We start from the raw sequence: 19,090 nt of genomic DNA on the forward strand, positions 1-19,090 counted from the left end.
CAGCTTCCGTTCATGAATAAACCGCCTCAACCAACGCATCCGCAAACCTGCCCCAGGCGCCCGCCACGGCGGTATTGGTCAGCACAACCAGACTGATCTCCGATACCGGATCGACCCAGTAATGACTACCATACACACCGCACCATGACCAAGTGCCAGCACCCTGTCGCTGCCCGGCGGCCAGCGGGTCGGCGAGGATCACCGGCCCCAGGCCGAACGTCCAGCCGGCGCCCCTGCCCTTGAGCGTCACCTTGCCAATGGCGTTACTCAGCAACGCCGCCGTACTTACGGAATTCAACAAAGGCGCGCCGCCCAGACGCAGGCATTCCAGCAGCTTCAGATAATCATCGGCGGTCCCCAGCATGCCCGCTCCACCTGATTCATAGGCCTGCGCATCGTAGACCCGGCCCGACGACACCCTGACCGTTCCACTTTCAAGAACCAACAGGTCGTCATCACCGATACGTTCGGGAACGTCAGCACCGTCTTTATAAGCCCGCGCCAGCCGACCCTGATTCTGCCTGAACGAGGTCGACGCCATGCCCAAAGGCCGAGTGACCTGCTCGTCGATAACCTGCGATAACCCACGACCAGTGCCTTGCTCGATCACCGCACCCAGCACGTCGGTCGCCAGCGAATACCCCCAGGCAGTGCCGGGTTCGAACAGCAACGGCAGCTTCGCCATACGACTCAGGTTTTCCTGCAGATCAAACGCCACACGGTCCAGCCCGTCGGACACGCCAGCCGCCTCATAAGCGTTATCTGGCGGCTGTTCGAAGCCATAGCCAAGCCCGGAGCTGTGCGACAGCAGATGACGCAGGGTGATGACCGACTCCCGGCCATCGCTCAGACGGGGCCGAAACGCTGGCAGCCAGTCCGTCACCGGCGCATCCAGACTCAAAACGCCTTGCTCGCAAAGCTGCAACACCGCCACCGATGTCAGCAGTTTGGTCAGCGACGCCAGGCGAAAACGTGTACCGCGAGTCACAATCACCCGCCGTTCCCGATCCGCCCAGCCCCGAGCGCTGACGTCGCGCAGCACGCCGCCCTGTGCCACCAGCAATACACCGCCTACGATCTGCCCGGAATCGACCCAGCCTTGCCAGACCTCGGCCAGACGCTGAACCGCCCGTTCATCCACCTGCGCCATGAATCACTGCCCCCTCACCGCTCGCCTGAATACCCCTGCGTAGGCCTCGGCCGAATGCCGAATCGGATTGGTGTGCGAGCAACCGTCTGCAAATGCCATCTGGCCCACCAACTCGGCGTCCTGATCATGGATGCCGATGTCAGCCAGCGTGTGGGGAATGCCGATCTGCTCGCGCAGGCTCAGTACCCAGTCCATCACGCCACTGAAACCGGGCGTGGGCAGACGCAGGTAAACCGCCAGATCGTCCATTTGCTGCAACAGGGCGGACCGATTGGCCTCCAGCACGTAAGGCAGCAAGATGGCGTTGAGCAAGCCGTGATGCTGGTCGTACAGCGCGCCCAGACTCTGCGCAATGGCGTGCACACCACCCAATCCTCGCTGAAACGCCGCCGCGCCCAGACTGGACGCCACCAGCATCTGCTGGCGCGCTTCCAGATCCTGCCCGTCCGCGACGACGCGTGGCAGGTACGCTTTGATCATCTGCATTCCCTTCACCGACACCGCTTCAGCCATCGGGTGCCAGACTGGCGAGCACCAGGACTCCATGCAGTGCGTCAGCGCGTCGGCGCCGGTTGCAGCGGTCAGGTGCGTGGGCAGATCCAGCGTCAGGTTGGCATCCAGAATCGCGATGCGCGGCATCATGCGGATGTGCAGGATGGTGCGTTTGACCTGCGCCTGCTCGTCAGTGATCACCGACGCCCTGCCCACCTCGGAGCCTGTGCCCGCAGTGGTTGGCAGCGCGATGACCGGGGCGATGCCCAGCGGGTTGGCGCGCAGATGATTCTGGCCGATGTCCTCGAAGTCCCACAGCGGACGGGTCTGCCCTGACATCAGCGCCACCGCCTTGGCGGCGTCCAGTGCAGAGCCGCCGCCGAAGGCAATCACACCGTCGTGGTCGCCCGCTTTATAGGCTTCCAGCCCGTCGGCAACATTGGTGCCGGTCGGGTTGCCCTTGACCCGGTCAAACAGCCCGCAATGGCCCAACTGTTGTCGGCAGTCCTCTACAGCGCTACGGATCATGTCGGTGCTGCCCAGAAACCGGTCAGTGATCAGTAGCGGACTTTTGATGCCTGTCACACGGCAAGCGTCAGCCAGCTCTGCGGCGCGTCCGGCGCCTGCGCGAATGGAGGTCGGGTAATGCCAGTCATTGTTGTACATGGTGTCGCTCCTTGAAATCAGTTGATCAGACCGGCCGGCAAAAGGCCGATCAGCAGGCGAATACCGAACGCGATCATGAAAAGTCCGGTCACGATGTCGATGGCCTTTTTCATGCGCTGATAACGGGCCTGCACCGCCGGAATCGAAAACAGCGTGGCCAGCAGCACGAACCAGGAGATCGCCAGAACGGCAATGATCGACACCCCGGCCGTGCGCACCCACATCGGCATGCCCGGCGTGGTCACGGTGGTGAATACGCTGGTGTAGAACGCCAGCGCCTTGGGGTTGGTCAGGTTAGTGAACAGGCCGAAACGGTAGGCACGGCTGAGACTGCCGATGCCCAGCGCGCCAATGTCGCGAGGTTTGGGCTGGCTGCCCGCGCTGCGCAGGCTCTTGGTGCCCAGCCAGGTCAGGTACGCCCCGCCCAGCAGTTGCAGGGCCGGTTGCAGCCAGGGCAGTTGTTGAAATATCAGGCCCAGCCCGGTGGCTGCGAGCAATGCCCAGAGGATGCTGCCCGAAGCAACACCCAGTCCGGCACAGATGCCTTGTTGCCGGGACTGGCTGAACGACAACTGGGTGATGACCAGAAAGTTCGGGCCGGGACTGATGATCAGGACAATGAAAGCGCCGGCGAGCGCCGTCAGCAGAGTGATCTCGTACATATAGCCAATTCCTTTTAGAGGGTTGAAAAAGCGGTGATTGAATGAGAGCCGCAGCGACCGGCCGAGAGCGCATCGAGGCATGTCTCGGCCACCTGCCGCGCCTCGATCAGCGCACGGCAGGTCGGGTCTGGCGTGGGCACGTAGTGGTTGTAGAAGGTGCAGCCTTCGACGATCGGCCCCAGCGCCCAAAGGCGCGGTTGAGCGCCGCCGTCGGCACGCAGGACACGCCCGGACGGGTCCGTCGCCACTCCGTCAGCCGGATACGCATGGGCGGGACAAACAAGGCCCTGACGCAGCAGGTCTTTCAACAGCGGATCGCGACTGGAAGAAAGACCGTGGTGTACCACTCGCGCCCGGATCAGTGTGTCGAACGGCACGGGCGAACTGGAGGCATCCTCCATGGGCGGCAGGATGGTCACGACACCGGCCTGGATCAGCGCCAGCAGGTCTTCGTAACGCTCTTTCTGCGGACCGCCGACCAGTCGATTCGACAGCCCGGCCCACTGGCCATAAAACGCCAGTGTCGATGCGTCGCTCAGGCCGCTGCGATCCGCCACACGCCGTAGCAGGTCGCGATAATCACGCCACACCTCCAGCGCCTGACGAACCGGGCTGCTCGCGGTGCCCAGGCGACTCAACGCCAACTCACGCGCGATCCAGCGTTCGAACCACTGCGCATACGATTCTTCATCGCCGCACCAGCGCTCGGTGACCAGCCACTGTTCGGGCTCGAACTCGCCCCACTGCTCGGCCAGCGCCTTGAACAACCTGTGGCGTGAAACCCGATCAGTCGCGTTACCGAGCTTCTGTTGCAGCAACTGCAACTCCCGGGGCGCGTCGAGTCGGACTCTGGCCTGCCAGAACACCGCGCACATTTCGTCCTTGATCAACGGCAGCACGTCACGCTCGAAATCGAGCCGTCCGGTCGCGCTCTGCTGGCGCAGTTCGACAATGGCTTCAGCGGTAAAGAACGTTCTCGGCAGCGCAGCATGGACAGAAGGATGCCATTGGGGCCGGGCGTGAAACGGCAGCCCTGAGCGCGAATACAGCGCTATCCTCGGCTCCAGCCCGGACGGCAGGTAGCGCCAGCCCGCATGGCCTGGATCAGGCACATAGCGCCCGCCGCGCCCCTCAGTGAGATGCGCCAGTGTGTCCATCGCAGTCAGGCCCAGCCCTTCGATCAATACCGACTCGCCGATGGCAGGTGACGTATCTGCCGCTGACGAGTGGCCACAGGTCAGCAGCACTGCGTCGACATCCAGTTCACGAACCGTCGTTTGCAGGCGAAAACCTGCATCGACAGCCCGTTCACGACAACCAGTGACCACCTCGGCGTGGTGGCGCACTTCGACATGCGCGGGGCATTGCTTCAGCAGAAATCGATAGCTGTCTTGCAAATAACGCCCCAGCAGTTTGCGCGGCACGAAGTCGCCGAACGCAACCGGTCTGCCCTTCCCGTCCGCACTGACATGGCCTCGTTCATTGAGCGTGACTCCCTTGGCCTGGCACCACTGCAAAAAAGTCCATCCGGCAGGCTCACAGACCGGAAAGGCCGACGAAAACGTCGAGAGCTGACCCGCCATGGTGTTGAGCATCAGGTAATCCGGCTGCTCGGCAAGGTGCAGGCCGCTGCCGGGCGTCCGAGGATCGAATACCTCGATGCGCAGCCGTTGCGCACCCGTTTTGCGACTCAAACCGATCAACTGTTCCAGAACGCTCAGGCCACGCGAGCCCATGCCGATGATCGCGATCGAACGCGGCTCAGGTTCGAACTGCCGGACGGGCAGTTCGAATCGATCAAGAGAAAGTGTCTGCATGTCGATCACCAGCGGTTCGATTCGAAGAAGAACTGCGGCACCGGCAAGGCGCTGCCCTCGGTCACGGCCTGCCCGTAGATCCGCTGGCCCACGGCAAGGTCGAGTACGCCCAGGCCGAACGGCGAGAAGATAGAGGCCCTATCCGGGCTCAGTTCCACTTGTCCGGTCATCAGTTGCGCCAGCGTGCCGGTGATGAACGAGCGGTCCTGATACTGCTGCACCGCCAGGTCAGGCGAGGTCCGAGCCTTCAGGCAATGCTCGACGTCGTCCAGAATGTTGTTGGCGCAGGCAATCACCTCGGGGCCAAGATCACGCAGCGAGATGTTCAATACCAACTGGCCCGGCCGGAACACCGGCTCCAACACATAAGGACTCGGCGCCGTGGTGGCGAACACCACCACATCGGCCTGCAGGCTGTCGTCCAGGTCTGCCAGCTCACTGACCAGCCGATGTCGGTTCGCGGCATGATCGACCAGCGCCCGTGCCGAATCGGGGTGCTGGTCGAACACACTCACTGTATCCAGCGTCCAGCCATCGCTGACGAACATGTCCAGAATGCTGCGCGCAATGAATCCGGCACCAATGAACGCCATGCACGGGACGTGTTTGTGATGACGATTCATCCAGCGCGCACCCAGCACTGCCGAGGCTGCGGTACGCATGGCGCTGATTCGCGACGCTTCCAGGCAGGCGAAGGCGTAGCCGGTCTGCGGATCGTTGAGGATCAACACCGCCGAGGCGCGTTGCAGACCCGAGTCCGTATTGCCGGGGAAGCTGGAAATCCACTTGATGCCACTGACCGGCTGCTCCCCACACAAGCTGGCGGGCAGCGCGATGATGCGGTTGGCCGGTGCCTCGGGGAACCGCAGAAAGTAACTGTCGGGGTTGATCGTGCGGCCTGCCTCATGGGCCAGATAAGCGCCTTCGACGTCATCGATGCAGGCCTGAGGATCCGCCGCCAGCAGCCGCGCGACCACTTCACCATCGATCACATGGAACGGCGCCTGACGCGAGCGCTCGGTTGCCAGATAGGTGGTCCAGTTCGGCATGATCGGCATGTCCGCCAGGGTCATGTTCAACACGTCGCTGCCGAAATGCCGTTCGACCCAAAGGTCGTCATACAGCGTGTCCAGATAGCGCTCACCCCAATCCGGCGACAGAGCCACCACCACCGAACCGGGTTCGATGCGGTCGCGCCAGGCGTGAACCGCCGCCGCTACCGTGGCGGTCGAGCCGCCGACCAGCAGACCTTTGGTGCGAGCCAGAATCCGGCACATGGCAACGGTGCGCGACTCAGGCACCATCTCCAGCGCATGAACACCGTCGGCATTGAAAATCGGTGGACGCTGACTGGTGCCCAGGCCCGGAATATAACGACGGCTGGCCGGAGTGTTGAAAGTCACCGAGCCGACGCTGTCCACGGCAATGATTTTGGTGGTCGGATGATGGCGCTGAAAATGCTGAAGGCAGCCCATCAGGGTGCCGGTGGTGCCTGCGCCGACGAACAGGTAATCGACATGCCCGAAATGCTGGCTGATCGAGCGCGCCGTGGTGCGTGCATGGGCGCGCGGGTTGGCCGCGTTTTCATACTGGTTGAGCCAAACGTAACGCGGGTCACTGCCGATTTTTTCGCGAATCAGCGCGATGCGCGTGCCGAGGAAACCTCCATTTTCGTCCGGCGTCTCGACCCGGATGACCTCGGCGCCGTAAGTGCGCATCATGCGAATGTTGTGGTTGGAGCTGTTGGGATCGACCACGCAGGTGAAACGAATCCCGCGTTCGGCGCAGAGCATGGCCAGCGCCACACCCAGGTTGCCCGACGACGATTCGATCAGAATCGTGTCCGGGCCGATCAGGCCGCGTGATTGCAGGTCATCCACCAGGCCCACGGCGGTCTTGAGCTTGATCGAACCTGCCGGGTTGAGGGATTCCATTTTCAGGAAGAAGTCATGCCCAAGCCCCGAGACCTTGAGAAAGGTCCGGTCGTGAATAATGTCGCAGATGGTGTCGTACATGGGGGTCACTTCCACTGTGCCAGTAACGGTGCATCGGCCGTGCACTCGACGGCCTGTTCAAGGGCATTGGCGATGCGTTCGGCGCGCTGGGCCATGAGGGAAAACGATTGGCTGTCGCTGATACCGTGGCTGCGCTCGGAAAGGCCGTTGACCCAGAGGTTCACGTCGCAGTCTTCGTCCATCGCGACGCGGTAATCCCGGTCGATCAGCAGACCGCCGTCCAGATCCGCCTTGAGCCAGGGTTGCAGCCCGCTCAGCAACGGCGGAATCAGGTATTGCTCGTAGCCGGTGCCCAGCACCACTGCATCGACTTCCAGCAACTGGGTGCGCTGACTGAAGGTGTCGGTGACCTCGACGCGATAACCGTTTTCGGCCTGCTCGATGGACGAGACGACGCTGTAGCCGTAGGTCTGCAGACGTTTGCGTCCGGCAATGGCGTCCTCGTAGATCAGTGAAAACAGCTTCTGGCTTTCGTCCGGGTCGATGCCCGCGTAATTGGTCGAACGGCTCCAGTCGAGAAAGCGATGCCGCGCTGCGTGGTTGAGGCTGTGGAAGTAATCAACGTGATCCGGCGCAAAAACGCGGTTGGGGAACTGTCCCAATTGGGTCAGTTTGAAACCGGCAGAACGGTGCACCGAGTGCACCTCGATGCCCATGTCACGCCCCACCAGTTCCAGCACCGATTCGCTGGCGCTCTGCCCCGACCCCAGCACCAGCCAGCGCTTGGGCAGGTTTTCACCGAAAGCTTGCAGACGGGTCAGGAACTGCGAGGTATGGAACAGCGTCGGCCCGATCAGCGACTGGAACATCACTGGAATGCGCGGCGCACTGCCGCTCGACAACACGACGTTGCGGGTGGTGAAACAGGCATCCTGCGTGCGGACTTTCAGCTCGCAAAGGCGGCCGTCGCGGAGTACCGGAGCTATTTCGGTGACCTGCGAATTGAAGTGGGTATCGCTATCGACCTGCTGCGACACCCAGGCCACGTAATCCGACCATTCATGTCGGCTGGCAGGCCGGCCCAGCAGGCCGAAATCGAACATCCGGCCTTTGCTCTTCAGATACATGGCAAACGAGAAGCGGCTGCGCGGGTTGCGCGGCGTGACCAGGTCGCGAAACACGTGGTGATTGATGTCAGTCCCGGCGAGCAGCAGCTCCCGATGCCACTGGGTGTCCGCTGCGGCTTCCAGAAATCGCATCGAAAGCGCCGCCAGCGGGCTGTTATCTTCCCGCGCATCTTCAAAGGCGCAGGCCAGAGCGATACCCGCCGGGCCAAAACCGATGCACACGGCGTCCGATTGATAAGGGTGTGGTGTTGAATGACCCATGAGATTCCCATCCTTAGAGTTGGCATAAAGCCTTGAAAAAGCGGCCGTGAAGATCAAAGAGGTTCTGCAATCAGCCCCTCGGGACCGACTCTCCAGACGCTGTTGAATGCACTTCGGTACTCGCCCTGCTCGAAGCTGACCGCGCCCAGCGGCGTGTTGAAGGTGGTGCGGTTGAGCACATCCAGCAGCTGTTCCCTGCGCCACGCGCTGTTGGCCAGGATTGCCAGCACGTAAAGCATGAGCAGGCTTTCCCGGTAATAGGTCTGCGGCAGGACGCTGAACAGCGACCGGTGCAGTGCGTGCGATGTGTCGTTCTGCTGCGGGCCGGGCGGCACGCCGAAACCGACGACCCACGTGCTGCTGTCATGGGCAGGCGCGCAGCCCAGATGCGGCGAAGCTGCGTCATCGGTCAGGATCAGCGGCCGCGTACTGCCAGCCTGACGTCGTGCCTGCCAGTGCTCGCGGCTGGCGCGCAGACGCCCGGCGAACACTTCCACATCGGCGTGCTCGCGCTCGCTCACGATTTGCAGGCCAGCGGTTTCAAGTGCATCGCCAATCGCCACGACCAATGCCTGGCCATGGGCGCTGTCATCCGCTTGAAGGTGCACCGAGCGCCAACGGAGTGCCGACAGCCAGGCCGTCAGGTCCAGGGCCAGCTGTTGGTCGGACGGACAAAACCGAAATACATTGGGGTGCTCGACCGTCAGTCGATCAATCGTCGCCGCAGGTGTCAGCAGTGCCATACCCGCCCGTTGATAAAGCGGAGCCGCGCCGATGGCGGCATCGGACGAAAAATGACCAATGACCAGATCCGCCCGCCAGTCGATCATCTGCTGCGCCACCTCGGCACCCCGGCGGGCGTTGGCACCGTCGTCGAGAAAGTGCCACTGCACGCGGCCCAGTCCCGGAATAACGTTGCGCGCCACGGCGAGCGCCCTGAGAAAAGTGCGCGCATGGGGCGTGTCATCCGGGTCGAACAGTGCACTGACGCCGACCCGCAAGGTTTCAGGCGCCTGCAACATGACGCTCATGGCTGCACTCCCTGCCGAACCGCGCTGCGCTGCAACGAATCCGGCGCAAGTGCGGACCAGCCATTACACGACGCACGTTGTCCGGAAACGCGCTCACGCAATTGCTCGAACGCGATCTGCGCAATGCCCGGCGCGAACTTGAAGCCCAGCCCGGACATGCCGGCCGCTACATAGATCGGGCTCTGTTCGTCACAAAAGCCCAGCACCGGGCGACCGTCCGCGCTGTAACTGTCAAAGCCCGGCAGGACGTCCAGCACACGCACCTGAGCCGCCCAGGTATCGGACAACTGCGCAACGCGCTTGCGAGCGTCCTCGACATGGCGTGCGTCCGGCAGTGCCAAATGCTCCGGCCACACACCGCTGTCGCGCAGGCCGCAACCGGTCTGCACGATGTTGCGGGTCAGCGGGATGCCGTAGCTCTGGGTAACGGCATCGATCACCGGCATGGACCACTCGCTGTCGGTCATGACCCGCGACAGCGGAATCGAGCGTGCTTCCAGCGCCAGGTGTGGCACCAGAAGCTGGCTCCAGGCTCCGGCGGCCACCACCACAGCGCGACAGCGCAAGGTCGCATCACCCAGTTCGATATGCACCAGGTCACGGGACCGGCAATCGATGGCCTTTATCTCGCGATGCTCCAGCAGCAAGCCGTGCTGGCGCACCACGCCACACAACGCGGCCACCGCCTGACGCACATTGCCGACACAGGCCTGCGGCTCGAACAGATTGACCCGCTCTTCGTCCGTAAACCGCGGATAACGGCCGCCATCCAGCTCGCGATTGCTCAACAGGCGCATGGGGTATTGCTCGCTGCCGTAGTGCTCAATGGCGCGGCACAGGTTGTCGAGTTGATCGGGTGCGGCCCGGTAGATCACACCGGTGCGCCTGAGCGCCTGATGGTAGGTGGTGGCGAACACGCCCTCTTCCATCCGGCCGATGGAGTAAGCCGCCAGGTCCATCAGCAGCGGGTCGTTGTCGTACAGACGCACCAGCCCGCCCGAGTAGCCGCTGGCCCCGAGGCTGCCTGCTGCACCCTTGTCGATCAGCGCGACCGACATTCCTGCGCTGCACAGCTTCGCCGCGATACTGGCACCGGTTATCCCTGCGCCAATGACCGCTATTTCATGTTCGATGAACATCGTGAAGAGTCCGTTCAGATGGAGTATTCGGCAGCAGAGCCCGACATGACCGTGGCGTTGACCCGCGCTTCGGGCAGATTGAAGGCGGCGACAATCCGCGCCGACATCTCGGGAATCAGCGCCTTGCCGATGACCGCAATGAACGCTGCGAGATGGCTGACCGGTCGACCTTCCGCCAGCCGCGTGCGGGTGATGGCGATCACATCCAGCAGCACCTGCGCCATGCCTTTCATGGAGAAATGATTCGGCTCGCATGCTTTGCTCCACTGCAGACGCAGCGCTTCCAGCAAACCGGCATCGGTCCCGCACACGCCACTCCACCAACTGGTGTCGTTCTGCGCACCGGTTGCAAGCAAGGCCGGGAAAAACGCTCCGAACACGTCCGCGCGCCATTGCAGGAAATGCTGCAGACGGAAGTCGCCCTCGCTCTCCTCAGGCGCAATGCTCGCCAGGTACAGACGAGCGCTGTCGGCGCAGGCTTCGCGCGCCAGGTCCCCGACCCAGATGGCATGGTTACGGCTGGTCGACAGATTGAGCCCGTCCAGCTTGAGAAACTGATTGGGCACGAAACGTTGCTGAACCCGAATGCCATCCATCACCGACAGCTGCGCCGGGTAGACGACCGCGTGGCTGAATACGCAATCGAAGCCAAGAAAGTGCACCAGCTTGCCCTGCCCCGACTGCCAGTACTGACGGAACAGCTCCGGACGACCGATGCGGTCGGCGTATTCGCGAAACGCGGCCATGTAGCCGGGCAAGCCCATGAACCAGGTGTGCACCCGGCACGAGCCGTCGGCCTGAAGATCGAGGCCGCCATCCTGCGGACGTGTGACGCCCCAGTCGTGGATGTGCTCCAGCGTGTCGCGCAGCCAGGCATTCAGCGGACTTCGCCACTGGCGATCCAGCAGCCGGTCACGGAGCGCAGGCTTACAGGCTGCCAGTTTCAGGAACGCGCGATGTGCGGTTTTCCATTGCGAAGGCTGTTTGCACAACTTGCAGTGCAGTCCTGTCATCAATTGCGCGTCAGGCGCCTGCGCGCAGTTCTCGCACTGGCTGGCGTCAGACTCGACACCGCAATAGTTGCAATTGCCCCGTGCAAACGCCTCGTAACCCCAGACGTCGCAGTCAGGGCAGTAAGGTTCGCTCGAATCGCGAAACTCGATCAGCCCTGCGTCGCGGACCTTGCCGAACACCTCGGCAACCGAGTCGGCGAACCAGTGGTTGTCGTAAGGGCGCATCCAGTTGTCCGGCTGGATGTTGATCGCGGCCAGCGAGGCTTCGATGCGGTCGGAGTTGCGATTGGCAAGCTCTACCGGATCCACCCCGGTCTCCAGCCCCTTGCGCAACATGTAGGACTGATAGTCGTCCGAATAGGACAGCAGCACACACTCGTGGCCGCGCTGGCGTTGCACCCGGGTGAAGACATCGGCAGCCAGAAACGGACCTGCTATATGGCCGATGTGCAAATCACCGTTGGGCGTAGGTGGCGTGATGGTGACAATGAACTTAGTCATCGAGGCACCCCGTGGTTTCGCAGTGCTGCTCGACAAACGCATTCACGTAGTTCATGTCCCACCACACCACGTAGAAATGAAAGTCCTCATCGGAATCATTGATGACGTAATGGTTGGTATGTTTCGGAATGGCCGCTATGTCGCCCACGTTGAACGGCATGACCTTGTCGCCCACCACCAGCCGGGCACTGCCCTTGATGGCAATGAAGATCTCCTGGTCGATCTGGGTATGCGCCTCGCTGCAGGTGCCCGGACGCACCACACACCAGCCGCCTGCAAACGGCATCGGGTAGCCTTCCCAGGGCAACAGACGACTGCCGTCGAGCCCATACTCATGTACCAGGGCGTCGAAGTCGGTTTTACGGTGTATATCGAACTTTTCCATGCTCAGACCCGTGTGTTGTGAGTGGGGCAAAGCATGAAATTCGCTGCAACAATTGGCTATCCGATCCCTTGATAGGTCGCAGCCGTCGAATCGAATTTCTGGATGGCTGAGCGCGCAAACAGCCGCAGGTCCATATCGGAAGCCACGCCAGGTAGTCGTTTTTGGAGACTGGGAAACTCGGGGGAAAACTACGCTGTTAAAGCTTTTTCGCAGCCTTGGTGCATCTTAAAGTTACTGAACATGTCAGCGCGTTTTAAGTAGCTCAACATGCCTGGACATTGCGCAAGTTGCAGCACGTTATGGACGGTGATAGTCACTATCGACAATGCTGATAATCGATTTTTGGCGGCCAGTGTTACTGTTGCCGTCGATGAATGAACATGTTTCCCGGCGGCGCGAATCCGCATCGCGATGCCGATGAATACCTGCTCTTCTTCATCACTCCTTTGGTTAGATCTTTAAGCCACCCCACACCCCAGTGAGGTGGCTTTTTTTTGCCTGCGGATCGACGCTACAGGTCGAAGCGGTCCACTACGTTGCGCCGCTCGTTCTCGCTGCGCATGTCGTAGCTGGCAGTGGTTGCGATGTGCGTGTGATGCGCCAGCTTCTGAGCAATCGACAAATCGTATTCTTCGATGACACGCGTGATGAACGAGCGTCGGAAGTCGTGGGGCATGATGTTGACTCCAACCTGCTGCCCGCGCTGTTTGGCGATGAAATAGATCGCATGCTTGGTGATGCGCTCACGGGTAATGTTGCTGCCCCGGCGAATCCGGTTGAACAGGAACGGGTCGTCGTCCTGTCCCGGTGGCAAGCAGGAGCGGCGCAGCTCCAGCCAGTCATTCAACGCGCCGAATGCCCATTCGGGCGCGTATTTGATCAATTGTTTGTTGCCCTTGCCCATCACCCGCAGGCTGCGCTCGGAAAAGTCCACCTGAGCCAGGTCCAGATTCACCGATTCCGACTTGCGCATCCCCGAACCATAGAGAATCGCGATGATCGCCGCGTCCCGCCGACCTTGCGGCCTGGGATCGGCGGCGCAGACGTCCATCAACTCACGGATCAGCGTGCGTCTGATGTTCCGCCCTTTGGCCAGACGCGTACCGTTGACCGGCTTGATCGAGCGGATTTTCAACAACTGATCGTGACTGATCAGGTCATGACGCCACGCCTCGTTCATCACACCGCGAATGGCGTTGACGTACAGCGACGTGGTGTTGGGTGCGTAGTCGTCTTCACGCAGCGCCGAAACCAGCGCGGTGACATGACCGGGTTGCAGGGTGTGCCAGGGAATATCGAAGATATCGACGTCGGCCATTCCCAATCGGTCAGCAGCGTCCTGCAGAACGTACTTCATGGTCAGCCGGCTGGAAGGAGCGAGACGCGCCAGATAGAGCTGCAGCGGATTGCTGACATCCGGCAGCGAAGGCGATTGCCGGGGGCTTGCAGCCTGGTCGGAGGATGGATCGTGCGACATGTCGGGCAAGGCCTTTGTGGTGCAAGTGCAGGCGAAACGGCCCTGCACTTTTCAATCAATTCGAAGCACTTTAACACGCTGTAAACGATCAGGGATCTCAAGCGCACTGATCGTGCCCACGCTGTGTGGACATGCATCCCGTGACGCTCCGCGTCACAAATTGCACAGATTGCGGATCCAGTGAGCCCAGCGCATTACGTGGATAGCGCTGGAGCTTGGGCACACATCTGCGCCACATTCGAGAGCGGACGCGGAGCGTCCTGAGCGGCATTCCCACGCGGAGCGTAGGAACGATCAGCGTGATCTCAAGCACGCCGAGCATGCCCATGCTTGTGCTCCGAGTTATACACGAGTCTTGCTGCGACCACGGACTGTGGGAGGCGGCTTGCCGGCGATGCTTTTTCTGAAGCGAACTGTCAGTGACTGAACTGACGCCATCGCTGGCAAGCCGCCTCTTATCAAACAACCTGTAACCCACTGAAGGAATGCGATTTTTTGTAGGAGCGCGCTTGCCCGCGATTGCGTCATGTCAGTCACTGATTTTCTGTCTGTAAGAACCTATCGTCGGATTGCCGCCCAGACCAAGCGCGCTCCTACGGTCCGTGTTTGCTGCGCAACAGCGCTACGTCGGAGACGTGGTGGTGCCTCCCACGGGGTATGCCTTCAGTCAGTCACTTTCGTTTAGGCCCCCGTTTTGCGCGTCTTGCGGACTTATTTATAACGATGAGCACTGGAGCATGGGAACGATCATACTCCCGACGCTGATCGTGCCCATGCTCCGCGTGGGTATGCATCCCGTGACGCTCCGCGTCACAAATGGCACAGACTGCGGATTCAGTGAGCCAAGCGCATGGCTCAAGTCACCTTTTCGCCACTCCGGGACTTCATTTGAGGTCCAGCCCATTTCCCTATCGACCGGTGTCCACCACCACGCGACCGCGCACCTGACCGGCAATCAGTTGCGGCGCGATATCGATCACCTCACTCAGGCCAATTTCGCGGCTGATCAGTGGCAGCAACGAAGTATCCAGATCGGTGGCCAGTCTGGACCAGGCTTCAAGACGATCGGCTTGAGGCCGGGTGACGCTGTCGATCCCGGCCAGCGTGACGCCGCGCAGAATGAACGGGGCGACCGATCCGGGGAAATCCATACCCTGCGCCAGACCGCAGGCAGCAACGATGCCACGGTATTTGATCCCGGCGCAGACGTTGACCAGCGTGTGGCTGCCCACCGAATCCACCGCAGCGGCCCACTGCTCTTTCGCCAAAGGACGACCCGGCTCGGAGAGCGTCGCCCTGTCGATGATCCTCGCAGCGCCCAGCTGTTTCAGGTAGTCACTCTCCGCAACGCGTCCTGTCGAGGCAACGACCTGATAACCGAGTTTCGCCAGAATGGCGATGGTGAAGCTGCCCACGCCACCATTGGCCCCGGTGACAAGCACCTCGCCGTGTTCGGGCTTCACGCCATGCTTTTCCAGCGCGATCACACTCAGCATCGCAGTGTAACCTGCCGTGCCGATGGCCATCGCCTGGCTGGGCGTGAACGCATCCGGCAGCGGAATCAGCCACTCGCTCTTCAGCCGGGCCATTTGCGCGAGACCGCCCCAGTGCCCTTCACCCACGCCCCATCCATTGAGCAGCACTTTATCGCCAGCCTTGAACGCCGAGGCCTGACTCTCCTCGACGACACCCGCCAGATCGATCCCCGGCACCATGGGAAAGCTGCGAACAATGGGGCTCTTGCCGGTCAGAGCAAGGGCATCCTTGTAGTTGAGCGTGCTGTGGGAAACGCGCACGGTGACGTCGCCTTCGGGCAGGTCTGCCTCGTTCACCGCAGTCAGTTTCACGCGGTAACCCGACTCGTCCTTATCAATCACAATGGCGTTGAATGTGCTTACAGGCATGGGCGCCTCCAATTTAGACCGATCGTCTTTAAATAGATCAGAAAGCTCATTGCGGCAATCCGCGAAGAAAACCGGCAATGAATGTGTTCAACGGGGTATCGCTTTTGACCAGCCGGGCACGCAGCACGGCGCCCTCCCAGCCAATCCAGAAAAACGCAGCCAGTTCGTCGCAGTCTGCATCCCTGGCCAGTTCGCCATGCTTCTGCGCAGCTCGCAGGCAAACGGCAAGCCTGGACTGCCAATCGAGCAGTGTCTGCTCCAGCACCTCGCGGAAGGCTTCGGGCAACAGGCAGATTTCCTGCCCCAGATTGCCGACCATGCAGCCACGACGATAATCGTGACGAGCCATACCGGCCTTGGCGCTCTGCACGAAACCGACCAGCCGTTCCAGGGGCGACAGGCTTTCGTCCAGAAACCAGCGGTCCAGCCGTTGCGCGAAATATCGGCAGTATTCGTCCAGAACCGCACGACCGAACGCTTCCTTGCTGGGGAAATAGTGATAGAACGATCCCTTGGGAACGCCTATTTCCTTGAGGATGTAGTCAATGCCGGTCGCAGAGAAGCCCTGCTCCGTCAGCACTTTAAGGCCGCGGCGCAGCAACGTCTCACGGGTTTCGAGATTGTCCCGGTCCACTTTGGGTGGACGCCCGGGACGGCGCGGCTGGACAGCCTGATTGAGTAATGTGGTCATGGAAGGGATATTAGACCGATCGTCTTTTATGTCAATCGAACATTGGGCAGGTGCTCGCTCACATCGGGTGGACTGACCCGAAAACTGGCGGACAGCACACTGGGCATTTTGAACCGCCCTTGAAACATCGCTTTCAGAAAGGTGGAACATCGCTATATATTTAAATATATAGCGAAACGCCTCCAGTCCGGTGGCGTGCCTTCAATCTTCCGGAGTGGCTGCATGCAAGCGTCCCCGCTTAAAAACCTTTTGAAATTCACCGCATTTGTCGCTGCCATTTCAAGTGCTACTTCCGCCCTGGCTGACGAAGTCCAGGTCGCTGTAGCCGCCAACTTCACCGCACCGATCCAGGCTATCGCCAAGGATTTCGAGCGCGACACCGGCCACAAACTCGTCGCTGCGTTTGGTGCCACAGGCCAGATCTACACTCAGATCAAGAATGGCGCGCCATTCGAAGTATTCCTGTCCGCCGATGACACCACGCCTGCGAAGCTCGAACAGGAAGGCGACACCGTCAAGGGTTCGCGCTTTACCTACGCGGTCGGGACACTGGCGCTGTGGTCGCCGAAAGACGGCTATGTCGACGATCAAGGCAACGTACTCAAGGGCAATCAATACGAGCACCTGTCCATCGCCAACCCCAAGACCGCGCCTTACGGGCTGGCCGCTACCCAGGTACTGAGCAAGCTGGGCCTGACCGATACCACCAAAGCGAAAATCGTTGAAGGCCAGAGCATCACCCAGGCGTACCAGTTCGTTTCTACGGGTAACGCGGAACTGGGCTTCGTGGCCCTGTCGCAGATCTACAAGGACGGCAAACTGACCAGCGGCTCGGCATGGATCGTTCCGGCAGCCCTGCATGACCCGATAAAGCAGGACGCGGTGATCCTCAACAAGGGCAAGGACAGCGCCGCCGCCAAGGCGTTGGTCGACTACCTGAAAGGTCCTCAAGCGGCCGCCATCATCAAGTCGTACGGATATCAGCTGTAAATGCCTTTGGGAAGCGCCGACATCGCGGCGATCTGGCTGACACTGAAGCTCGCCTCGCTGACCACCGTGATCCTGCTGGTGATCGGCACGCCCATCGCGTTGTGGTTATCGCGCACGGACTCGTGGCTCAAGGGTCCGGTCGGTGCCGTCGTCGCCCTGCCCCTCGTTCTGCCGCCGACCGTCATTGGCTTCTATCTGTTGCTGTTGCTCGGCCCCAACGGTGCGGTCGGTCAGTTGACCCAGAGTCTGGGGCTGGGAACGCTGACGTTCAGCTTCACCGGGCTGGTCATCGGCTCGGTGCTCTACTCGATGCCCTTCGTGGTGCAACCACTGCAGAACGCGTTTTCAGCCATAGGCACGCGCCCACTGGAAGTCGCCGCAACGTTGCGGGCCGGCCCTTGGGACACGTTCTTCCACGTCATTCTGCCGCTGGCAAAACCCGGCTTTATTACCGGGGCGATTTTGGGGTTTGCGCACACAGTCGGTGAATTCGGGGTGGTATTGATGATCGGAGGCAACATCCCCGAGAGGACTCGCGTGGTGTCGGTGCAGATCTTCGACCACGTCGAATCCATGGAGTACCTGCAGGCACACTGGTTGGCCGGGTCGATGCTGGTTTTCTCATTTCTGGTTCTGCTGGCGCTTTATTCCAGCGGCAAATCCAAAACGGGATGGAGTTGACCGATGGCCTCGCCTGTCGAAGTGCGCTTGCACATGAGCTACCCGGACTTTCGCATGGACCTGGATCTGGTGCTGCCCGGCTCCGGCGTAACCGCGCTTTATGGCCCTTCCGGCTCCGGCAAGACCACTTGCCTGCGCTGTATCGCCGGCCTGGAAAAAGCCCCGCAGGGCGTTATCCGGGTCAATAATGAAGTCTGGCAGGACAGCGACAAGGGCGTCTTTGTTGCGCCCCACAAACGTCCCATCGGCTATGTGTTTCAGGAAGCCAGCCTCTTCACGCACCTGTCAGTCAGGGAAAACCTGGAATTCGGCTTCAAGCGGATCGCCCGCAATCAGCGCAGCATTCAGCTACAGCAGGCTGCCGAGTTGCTGGGCATCGATCACTTGCTCGAACGGCGCCCTGACAATCTCTCCGGCGGCGAGCGTCAACGTGTCGGCATTGCCCGCGCGCTGCTGACCAGTCCGCGCCTGATGCTCCTTGATGAGCCGCTGTCAGCGCTGGACAGCCGCCGCAAAAGCGAAATCCTGCCCTATCTGGAACGCCTGCATCGAGAGCTGGATATCCCGATGCTGTATGTCAGCCATGCACAGGACGAAGTGGCGCGTCTGGCTGATCATCTGGTGGTGCTTGAAGCGGGCAGCGTGCTGGCCAGCGGGCCGATCCGGGAAACCCTGGCGCGTCTTGATCTACCGTTGGCCATGGGCGGTAATGCAGGCGTGGTGATCGAAGGCACGGTGAGCGCCTACGATCCTCACTATCAACTGCTGACCATCACCCTGCCCGACAGCAAACTCTCGATGCGCGTCGCGCACGCCGACATGCAACCGGGCACGCTGCTGCGCATCAAGGTGCAGGCAAGGGATGTCAGCCTCAGTCTGCAGCCTGACGACCAGAGCAGCATTCTGAACCGCTTGCCGGTGGTGGTGATGGAGGAAATGGTCGCCGACAACTCTGCTCACGTACTGGTCAGGCTGGACGCAGGCGGGACGCCATTGCTGGCCCGCATCACCCGTTATTCCAGCGATCACCTCAAACTGCATCGCGGCCAATCGCTGTGGGCGCAGATCAAGGCAGTGGCGGTACTCGCGTAATGGCGATCGGCCGCAAACCAGACGCAAATAAACGGCACCACCGCAAAACGTCGCGG

16 protein-coding genes are annotated in these 19,090 nt (G+C 61.2%); 3 read left to right on the forward strand and 13 right to left on the reverse strand.

The window, feature by feature from the left end:
• Positions 1-10 precede the first annotated feature (10 nt).
• From CFBP1590_RS14065 to acuR, 13 genes are all read right to left on the reverse strand, one after another.
• A complete protein-coding gene (locus CFBP1590_RS14065) occupies positions 11-1,150 on the reverse strand; it encodes a serine hydrolase domain-containing protein (protein ID WP_088235297.1) in 1,140 nt (379 codons plus the stop codon).
• 3 nt (positions 1,151-1,153) lie between these two features.
• A complete protein-coding gene (locus tag CFBP1590_RS14070; protein WP_088235298.1) occupies positions 1,154-2,308 on the reverse strand; it encodes an iron-containing alcohol dehydrogenase in 1,155 nt (384 codons plus the stop codon).
• Between the two features lie 17 nt (positions 2,309-2,325).
• Complete coding sequence (locus CFBP1590_RS14075; RefSeq protein ID WP_004881912.1) at positions 2,326-2,970, reverse strand: LysE family transporter; 645 nt, start codon at positions 2,968-2,970, stop codon at positions 2,326-2,328.
• Positions 2,971-2,984: 14 nt separating this feature from the next.
• On the reverse strand, positions 2,985-4,787 hold the full coding sequence (locus CFBP1590_RS14080) for an FAD/NAD(P)-binding protein (protein ID WP_374728997.1): 1,803 nt from the start codon (positions 4,785-4,787) through the stop codon (positions 2,985-2,987).
• Positions 4,788-4,792: 5 nt separating this feature from the next.
• Positions 4,793-6,802, reverse strand: a complete 2,010-nt coding sequence (gene sbnB, locus CFBP1590_RS14085; RefSeq protein WP_088235300.1) for a 2,3-diaminopropionate biosynthesis protein SbnB — start codon at positions 6,800-6,802, stop codon at positions 4,793-4,795.
• Positions 6,803-6,807: 5 nt separating this feature from the next.
• Positions 6,808-8,130 carry a lysine N(6)-hydroxylase/L-ornithine N(5)-oxygenase family protein gene (locus CFBP1590_RS14090; RefSeq protein WP_088235301.1) on the reverse strand — a complete coding sequence of 441 codons (1,323 nt, stop codon included), beginning with the start codon at positions 8,128-8,130 and terminating at the stop codon, positions 6,808-6,810.
• A gap of 53 nt (positions 8,131-8,183) precedes the next feature.
• On the reverse strand, positions 8,184-9,161 hold the full coding sequence (locus CFBP1590_RS14095; protein ID WP_088235302.1) for an ABC transporter substrate-binding protein: 978 nt from the start codon (positions 9,159-9,161) through the stop codon (positions 8,184-8,186).
• The gene (locus CFBP1590_RS14100) at positions 9,158-10,300 is read right to left on the reverse strand and encodes an NAD(P)/FAD-dependent oxidoreductase (protein WP_029242555.1); all 1,143 of its coding nucleotides are present in this window, start codon (positions 10,298-10,300) and stop codon (positions 9,158-9,160) included. Before CFBP1590_RS14100 ends, CFBP1590_RS14095 begins: the two co-directional genes overlap by 4 nt.
• 14 nt (positions 10,301-10,314) lie before the next feature.
• Positions 10,315-11,814, reverse strand: a complete 1,500-nt coding sequence (locus CFBP1590_RS14105; protein WP_029242554.1) for a methionine--tRNA ligase — start codon at positions 11,812-11,814, stop codon at positions 10,315-10,317.
• Entirely contained in the window at positions 11,807-12,199 is a 393-nt protein-coding gene (locus CFBP1590_RS14110) for a cupin domain-containing protein (protein ID WP_029242553.1), read from the reverse strand. Before CFBP1590_RS14110 ends, CFBP1590_RS14105 begins: the two co-directional genes overlap by 8 nt.
• Before the next feature lie 511 nt (positions 12,200-12,710).
• Positions 12,711-13,676 (reverse strand): site-specific integrase, encoded by a 966-nt coding sequence (locus CFBP1590_RS14115; protein ID WP_029242552.1) that lies wholly within the window; start codon positions 13,674-13,676, stop codon positions 12,711-12,713.
• 908 nt (positions 13,677-14,584) lie between these two features.
• Positions 14,585-15,580 (reverse strand): acrylyl-CoA reductase (NADPH), encoded by a 996-nt coding sequence (gene acuI / locus CFBP1590_RS14120; RefSeq protein WP_043303663.1) that lies wholly within the window; start codon positions 15,578-15,580, stop codon positions 14,585-14,587.
• Between the two features lie 46 nt (positions 15,581-15,626).
• Positions 15,627-16,271 (reverse strand): acrylate utilization transcriptional regulator AcuR, encoded by a 645-nt coding sequence (gene acuR, locus CFBP1590_RS14125; RefSeq protein ID WP_088235303.1) that lies wholly within the window; start codon positions 16,269-16,271, stop codon positions 15,627-15,629.
• Positions 16,272-16,493: 222 nt separating this feature from the next.
• Between acuR and modA the strand changes: the two genes are divergently transcribed.
• From modA to modC, 3 genes are read left to right on the forward strand one after another with little or no spacing between them, the layout of a single operon-like run.
• Positions 16,494-17,261, forward strand: coding sequence for a molybdate ABC transporter substrate-binding protein (modA, locus tag CFBP1590_RS14130; protein WP_058432767.1), 768 nt, complete (start codon positions 16,494-16,496; stop codon positions 17,259-17,261).
• On the forward strand, positions 17,262-17,942 hold the full coding sequence (gene modB / locus CFBP1590_RS14135) for a molybdate ABC transporter permease subunit (protein ID WP_088235304.1): 681 nt from the start codon (positions 17,262-17,264) through the stop codon (positions 17,940-17,942).
• 3 nt (positions 17,943-17,945) lie between these two features.
• The gene (gene modC, locus CFBP1590_RS14140; protein WP_088235305.1) at positions 17,946-19,034 is read left to right on the forward strand and encodes a molybdenum ABC transporter ATP-binding protein; all 1,089 of its coding nucleotides are present in this window, start codon (positions 17,946-17,948) and stop codon (positions 19,032-19,034) included.
• Positions 19,035-19,090: the final 56 nt, after the last annotated feature.

The organism is Pseudomonas viridiflava (assembly GCF_900184295.1).
Lineage (GTDB): Bacteria > Pseudomonadota > Gammaproteobacteria > Pseudomonadales > Pseudomonadaceae > Aquipseudomonas > Aquipseudomonas viridiflava.